This is a genomic window from Halothiobacillus sp., from assembly GCF_027346185.1.
Lineage (GTDB): Bacteria > Pseudomonadota > Gammaproteobacteria > Halothiobacillales > Halothiobacillaceae > Halothiobacillus.
Window position 1 is genome coordinate 1 of the sequence record NZ_DAIESY010000031.1, and the last position, 7,011, is coordinate 7,011.

At 53.1% G+C, this 7,011-nt stretch carries 8 protein-coding genes; all 8 read right to left on the bottom strand.

Translation table 11 applies throughout. The features are described from left to right. Window positions 1–409: hypothetical protein (locus M7R55_RS02225; RefSeq protein ID WP_298218116.1), on the bottom strand; the 409-nt coding region annotated here is incomplete at its 3' end. Between the two features lie 20 nt (window positions 410–429). Further along, window positions 430–1,110 (bottom strand): hypothetical protein, encoded by a 681-nt coding sequence (locus M7R55_RS02230; RefSeq protein WP_298218118.1) that lies wholly within the window; start codon window positions 1,108–1,110, stop codon window positions 430–432. Beyond that, complete coding sequence (locus tag M7R55_RS02235) at window positions 1,097–1,906, bottom strand: hypothetical protein (RefSeq protein WP_298218120.1); 810 nt, start codon at window positions 1,904–1,906, stop codon at window positions 1,097–1,099. The genes M7R55_RS02230 and M7R55_RS02235 overlap by 14 nt, the downstream gene beginning before the upstream one ends. After that, entirely contained in the window at window positions 1,890–3,347 is a 1,458-nt protein-coding gene (locus M7R55_RS02240; RefSeq protein WP_298218122.1) for a phage portal protein, read from the bottom strand. Before M7R55_RS02240 ends, M7R55_RS02235 begins: the two co-directional genes overlap by 17 nt. 111 nt (window positions 3,348–3,458) lie before the next feature. After that, complete coding sequence (locus M7R55_RS02245) at window positions 3,459–4,727, bottom strand: PBSX family phage terminase large subunit (protein WP_298218124.1); 1,269 nt, start codon at window positions 4,725–4,727, stop codon at window positions 3,459–3,461. After that, window positions 4,681–5,214, bottom strand: a complete 534-nt coding sequence (locus M7R55_RS02250) for a hypothetical protein (protein ID WP_298218126.1) — start codon at window positions 5,212–5,214, stop codon at window positions 4,681–4,683. The genes M7R55_RS02245 and M7R55_RS02250 overlap by 47 nt, the downstream gene beginning before the upstream one ends. Then, window positions 5,201–6,427 (bottom strand): site-specific DNA-methyltransferase, encoded by a 1,227-nt coding sequence (locus M7R55_RS02255; RefSeq protein ID WP_298218129.1) that lies wholly within the window; start codon window positions 6,425–6,427, stop codon window positions 5,201–5,203. The genes M7R55_RS02250 and M7R55_RS02255 overlap by 14 nt, the downstream gene beginning before the upstream one ends. A gap of 121 nt (window positions 6,428–6,548) precedes the next feature. Next, the gene (locus M7R55_RS02260) at window positions 6,549–6,902 is read right to left on the bottom strand and encodes a hypothetical protein (protein WP_298218130.1); all 354 of its coding nucleotides are present in this window, start codon (window positions 6,900–6,902) and stop codon (window positions 6,549–6,551) included. Window positions 6,903–7,011 lie beyond the last annotated feature (109 nt).

Genomic DNA, 7,011 nt, shown 5'->3' on the forward strand with positions numbered 1-7,011 from the left:
GCAGTTCGCGATTCTGGGCAGACAGGGCAGCATCAGCACGAGCGCGATCTTCACGTTCGGCCTTGCGCTCATCTTCCTGTTCCTTGCGGTTGTCCTTTTCGGCTTCCTTGATGGCTTCGGCGGCTTTGTGTTCTTCCTTGGCTTCGGCCTTGGATTCTTTCTCGGCGGCCTTTTCTTCGCCTTCGGCAGCTTTCTCGGAATCCTTCTTGACCTTGCCTTCGGTGGTCAGAGTGGGGTCTTTGCCTTCATCCTTGCTGTCTTTCCGCTCGAACGCGTCGAAACGGCTATGCAGGGAATCAAACTTCTTCATCATGTCGGCAGCCCAGACCGGCATTTCCTCGCTGTCTTTCCGCGATTCGGTGCCGGCATGTTCATGCTCGCGCAGCTTGTTTTCGGCTTCGGTGGTCATGTGTTACTCCTTTGGATCAGTCAGAAATTAACGCCTCGTGGCTCGCCGCCCTTGTCCCAAACTCCAACCTCGCAAACACTGAGGTGATCCAGGATCGGTGGCTTATCCTCGATGAGCAATGTCGAGCCGTCATCCTGCGTGACGGACCTCGAATTACCCGCAGCGTTTAGCCCGACTGCGGGAGACGTGGAAATGTGGCTGGTCTGCATCAGTTCAGCCGCATCCCCGTCATAGATTCGCGCAATCGACCACACCTCATCAGTGAGATGCTTATCATCATTGCGCTGTGGAATGTATGGCAGCATCAGGCTGCCGATTGCACGCTGCCGGTATTCCTCGGTATCCAGCATGCCTTTTTCCGGGTGGTCGAATATCACCGGGACACCGTTGCATCGCTCCAGAAACTCATCCGTCAGATACAGTTCCGGCGGACGGTAGACGTACTCATCCAGCGATTGCCGGTAACTGACACCAGTTCCAGTTACTCGCAGATCAAATAGCCACATCTGGCCGATGCGCTGCGGGCTGATCAGTTCACCGTCACGCATGGCTTTGGCAATGTCCATCTCGGTTCGCTGCTCTGGCACCGAATCGTGCTTCACGAATTCCTTGCCGACAGATTCAGGCACGCCACCGCAGCCGCCCGGATTGTGAGCTGCGCATTCCATCAGCCGGTGTTGTTTGGCGCTAACTGATGGCATTTTTCACGCTTTCGATTTTGTCACGTCCAGCTTGGGTCAGCATGTCGCTGGGCAGCTGGCGGAGCGAGTACAGATAACTTGCAAAGCAGCGGCAGTATGGCTCTTCTGCCACATGAGTGATGTCGTCGTAATACCCATTCGCACCCGGCTTGACGAATCCCTGCTCACGCGCCCATGAATTGCGCAGCAGGTAGATTTTGCCGTCGCGCTCTTTGTGGTCTGGTCGGTAATCATACCCAGCCTGCCGCCAGTGCGAATGCCACTCTACCGCTATCGCCCCTGACCCTTCGGCAACAGTCTGATTGATGCTAGCCAGCAGCTTGTGCCCTTGGTCAATCATCATCCGGCGTTCTTCATAGTTAGATTGCCGTAGATTCTTGTAGATATGCGCTTTAGCCTCTCGTACTTCAGTACCGGAGCCGGTCTGCGCACTTGCCCATCCACTGAACCGCCGCAATGTGGTTTCAATGGCCTGTTCGCGGTTCAGCTTGATCAGGTCAGCACTGGCGAATATCCGGGCTTGCAGGATCGGGCGCAGCCGGGGTTCGATATCCTCGATTGTCCTGACGCTGATTCCGGGATGATATTTTTTGATGCCGCCAGTAACGGCCTTGCGGTACACGCCGCGCAATACGGCGCTCGCAACCTGCGATGCGCTGACCTGTTGCTGGCCGGTCAGAATCCTGCGCAGTCTGGCAATCCAGAATTGCAACTGCTCTGCCGAACGGAATCCGTTTGTCGAAAACTCACGGACAGCCTCGGTCAGCTCGCGCTGCAGGTCACTCTGCTGCGGCATCAGGTTCACCCAATTGCATCATGGGCGGTTCGTATGCGGCCAATGCCTCGATGTCGAGCATCAGCGGATTGTTCGCCAGCTCTTTTTCGTTGTTCACCACGCCTGCCAGCCATTCGGCGATGATGGCCTTGTTTTCGGGATCGGCAATCGCAATCAGCCGGTCAGCCACATCGGTAGCCGTTTTGATGCGCGATTCAGCCGCTTTGGCTTTCTCATGGTCTGGCTCGGTCAGAAGATTCGGCCATTCAGCAGAAAACCCGTCTTTCCAGTCCAAAAACGCCGCTTCGTAACTCAGATTTCGATATTGCTCAGGGTATTTGCGCTGAATCTCAGCGTAAAATTCCTCATTCCACGCCAACCGCTGGCAGATGGCATCCAGAAACTGGTACGCCGGATCAATCTCGATGCGCACCCGATCGATGTATCGTGCCACCTGCTTGGCATCCTCGGTGCCTTCACCAAATCCGCTGGTCAGCGTTTCCTCGTTCAGCAGCACGGCAGGCATGCCAGACGCCAATGCGATGTTCTTGAGGCAATTGTTCCGGCTGTACTCGCCAGCGGTATGCACATGGTCGAGGTCGATGCTGTTCAGATCCTCTTCGACGCCAATCTGCACCACGTTACCGGTTTTGGCTCCCTTGATCGCTTCACGCTTGAGGCTGAACCAACTCAGCGCCCGACGGTCAACGATCGAACCGGGGGACTTCGCTTTATGCACCAGCAGCGCCAGCTTCTCTTGCAGGAGGTTGTCCGCAATCATCGATGCAACGAACGTCTTGAGGGGGTAGAACGCCCTCTGGTACACAGACCGCCCGACGAACCCGAATGCCGAATCAGACCACTGAATCCAAATGGGTTGCTCGTGCATCAGCACCAGCGCTTTTGTATTGCTCCACGACTCTGACCCGACAGCAATCTGCCGGGGATGCATGAAATCAACCGCATGCGGATCTTGATTCAGCACCAGCGAGCCAGCGGTATTCAGCGGGTCGAAAATGTAGAACGCCAGATCATGACGATACAGGTCGTCTGGCAGCGGCTCGTTGGTTTTGGCCTTTGTGCCACCGTCCACCACGTTCACCGCCAGCGTGCCGATTCCGTAGATTCGGCTGATTTGCGCAATGCGGTAGATCAGCGTATCGCCACCGACCACGCCCAGTTTGCGCCAAGCCTTGTCAAACGCCAGCTTCAATTCCTCTTCTGGGCCATTTGAAACGGTAATTTCACGCTTCTGGGATAGCGCCATTTCAATCGGCTTGTCCACCATCCGGGAAGCTATCGGGTGGTAGGCGTACAGGGTCTTGCATGCCTGGTAACTGGGCGACTGCCCCGGCTGAATGTCCTGCATGCCGGTCAATACCGCCATCAACTCCGAGCCAGAGTAATCCGACAGCCCGAGGCTTGCATATCCGCCGCCGTCAATGCCGCTGTCAAATCCCATAAATTACCCCGTTTACCACTTTGCACACAAAATAGCGTGCAGATTGGTCATTGTTTCCCACTTTGATTGATACCGCCCGACGAGCGATTTTGACTTTTTCCCACTTTGAGATCAATAACCGCTCGAATCGCCAAGCCCAAGCATCACGGAATAGGTAAATGCATCGAGCAAATCCATTGTGTGCGGAGTTTTGACACCAATCCGGAATTGGCACACTTGCGCCAGCAGGTGATTCCTGGTCATACCACGATAGCTCGTCACCTTGTTATACGCATGCTCAGAGAGCTTTACCTCGCCCTTGTATACGTACGGACTGGCAGAGATTGCCCGCCCTTCCTTGCCCAATGCCGTCAGCTTGCTATCGATTGCCTCGACCGTAAAGCCGCGATTGCTGGCATGCTGGATCAGCACAGAACCAGTGGATTTATCCTCAATCCACGTCCCAGCAGACCCGTAGCGTGCGCCCGTTTGCTTTGCCAGATCATCCAGCCGCATGTATATGCCCGGCAGCCAGGATTCAAGCAGATAGCCTTCAATCTGGATCACGTCCCAGTCTAGTATCGTAATTGGTGACTCAGCGCGGCTATCTTTGGCGCAGAACACAACCGCCGTGCCATCATGTTCCAGGCCATCCTTGACCGCGGTATCGATGATCGCGAATACTGTATCGCAGCGAGTCGGGTACGGGACAGGTTGGCCGTCGCGGAGTAGGTTTTCTTCAAGGAAGAACGGATCGCCATCTTGACCGAACTCGCCTTCCCAAATGTGCCTATAGCGTTTCGGGAACATCTTGAAGTCAAGCTGGCGCTCTGCCTCCAGCTCTGGCGGAAACCACGGATTGTCACGCCAGTTTGCTTCTACCACTATTGCATCAGGCGGTAGCGTTTCACTACGCAGAAACTGCTCTATCGCCCGATCCTCAGTGTCCGGGTTCCAACTGAACCACAGCTCTGAACCAGGTTCTCGGATCGTCGGCCTCAGCAGTTCCAGGCTGCGGTGGCTCATGGCCTGCGCTTCCTCGAACCAGGCTATGCCGTAACCTTGCAGCGATTTGATGCTGTGGGCATTCTGATCCTTCATGCCCATGAAGATTATGCGGTTGCCGAATGGCCCGATAATCCTGTTGTGCTGCACGTCGAACCGTTCGGAAAGTCCGAACAACTCGATCTTGTCTTCCAGCAGCTTCTTGACCGACTCATCCAGCGTTTGCTGCACTTCACGTAAGCATACAATGTCCACGTTGCGAGTGGCAGCAGCCAGTATTACCTGATCCGCGAAAAAGCTCGATTTGCCCGATCCACGACCACCCCATGCGCCCTTGTAGCGCGATGACTCAGTCAGCGGAAGAAATACCCTCGCCGTTGGTATGTCGAGGATCAATGATCGTTCTCCGAATCTCGGTTATCGGCTGGTTGCCGTTGTTGATCTGGATGGCGGTGTCGGGGGATTTGCCGTAAATATTCTCTTTGCCCTTACCAACCAACTCTTGAGCCGCCTTTAATTCCATCATCGAGCAATCCTCGGACTGCACTTTTTTAACCGCCTTCTGTGCGATTATCAGACTTGCTTTGCGGAAAAAAGCGTTGTCATGAGCCATCTCTGAAACAATGATGTTATGAATCTCAAGCTCTGTTGAATTTAGTGTTGATTTTTTTTCAACAATTTCAGCAAGTTTTTGTTTAGATTCTACTTCAGCCTGCACAAGTGTTGATTTTTCGCCTTTAATCCATCCAGCTTGTTTTGCTCGCTTGCTGATAGAACTGCGGTCTTTGATATTGACTTCTGGCCTTGCGACAATCTCTGCCAAAGAAAGCCCGCGTTCATAAAATGCGCGGACTATTTCCCATTCTGTGTCACTGTATGCCACAGCTCATCACCTCATCAAAAGTTCGTCCATCACTTTCAAGTGCCGCTTGCTTGCCAGTAAATTCCTGCCAGCGTTTGACGATTACATCGCAATATTTTGGATCGAGTTCCATTGCGTAACCAACGCGGCCATTTTTTTCTGCTACGATGATTGTTGTTCCTGACCCGCCAAAGCTGTCCAGCACAATATCGCCGCCCTTGGTGTTGTTGAGCATTTGATACTCAAACAGTGCGACAGGCTTCATCGTCGGATGATCACCATTTCTGCTCGGGCGATCAAATTCTAATATTGTGGTCTGTTTGCGATCAGCCGCCCACAGATGGCCAGCACCTTCTTTCCAACCGTACAGACACGGCTCGTGCTGCCAGTGATAATCTTGTCGACCAAGAACGAAAGACTGTTTTTTCCATATCAAACATTGACGAACTTCCCAACCAGCATCATTAGCCGCGCCACGGAAGTTATATCCCTCCAAATCTGCGTGCCAGATATAAAATACAGCACCTGGCTTCATCACGCTATCTGCTGCGGTATAAGCATCACGCAAGAATTGGCGAAAGTCGATGTCGCCCATCTGGTCGTTTTTGATTGTCAAAAAATCCTTTGTTTTTCCCTCATACGCCACGTTATAGGGCGGGTCAGTTAGAAGCATATCGACCAAAACGCCGTTTGTGAGGCGCGCCATATCATCAATGCTCGTGCTATCGCCGCACATCACGCGATGCTTTCCAAGCAGCCACACATCACCAAGTTTGGTAACTGGTTCCGGCGCTAATTCAGGCGCAGCATCTTCATCTGTCAGACCTTCTTCGATTTCTTCAATTTGCAAATCCGAAATCTCATCAAGCGAGAATCCGGTCAAATCCAAATCAAAGCCATCTTCCTCGAGCTCCGCCAATTCGAGGCGTAGCATTTCGTCATCCCAACCAGCGTTTAGTGCCAGTTTGTTGTCTGCGATGATGTATGCGCGTTTTTGGTTTTCTGATAAGTGTGCAAGCCGTATGCAAGGCACAAATTCAAGCGACAGCTTTTGCGCTGCCAGGACGCGACCATGCCCTGCGATAATGCCGTTGTCGGCATCTATCAGCACAGGATTTGTGAACCCAAACTCTTTAATGGATGCGGCTATTTGTGAGACTTGCGCATCGTCATGAGTTCTGCTATTCCTTGCATACGGAATCAGCAGCCCTGTTTTTATGAGTTCGATTTCCATTTTTCTTTTCAGACGAAAAAAAACCGACTGCGGGTAAACTCACGCGAGCCGGTGTACGAAAATTATGGGCGAGCGAATCCCTCACGCAGAACATCATATCAGATTTTGGGAAATGTGCAACTTATTTTTCAAATCCCGTTCCACTCAACTTTCGCGCAGCCTGCTCCACCCATTCGCGCAATGTGTACCGGCTGATGCCCAATGTTGCCGGGCGGCCAAAGTACCAATGAGTCACGGCCAGCCTCATCTGCATTGGCAACGCAATCACCAGGCGCTCGACGATAACAGCATCAGCTTCATCCAGAGGGACATCAACCTTGCCGTCATTCCACACATCACCAGCATCCGGCAGGTAATTCCCACATACCGCCGCTTTCGGCGCGTAGAAGTGGGATGAAATAGCTGCAATCTCTCCGCGCCTTCCCCAGCGCGCCCAATTGTCCAGACGATCCATTCCAACCTTTGTACTGGTCATTCTGCCTCCTGATATTTCGGACACTTCTTGATCGGCTTCTTCCCTTTATTGCACACCTGCACCAACTGGCCAGCGATGCGGATAGCGTCCAGGTGCTTGCAGCCTTTGC